Consider the following 270-nt stretch of genomic DNA (forward strand, 5'->3'; position numbering starts at 1 on the left):
GAATTTCTCGATGGAATTGAATTAAGTGTTTTTGTTTTAACTGATGGCAAAAACTACAAGATCCTTCCCCCAGCTAAGGATTATAAGCGAATAGGTGAAAAAGATACAGGCTTAAACACTGGAGGGATGGGAGCCATATCTACTGTACCTTTTGCAGACTCCCTTTTAATGCAAAAAATTGAAGATCGTATTGTAAACCCAACAGTCGATGGTTTGAAAGAAGAACAAATTGACTATAAGGGCTTCATATTTATTGGTTTAATTAAAGTG

General features: G+C 35.6%; 1 pseudogene. It reads left to right on the forward strand.

The annotated features are described in order from the left end of the window. A pseudogene (locus tag ACY2RT_RS15380) lies at positions 1–270 on the forward strand (phosphoribosylamine--glycine ligase); the annotation flags it as partial.

The sequence above is a fragment of the Ulvibacter sp. 2210JD10-4 genome (assembly GCF_058148525.1).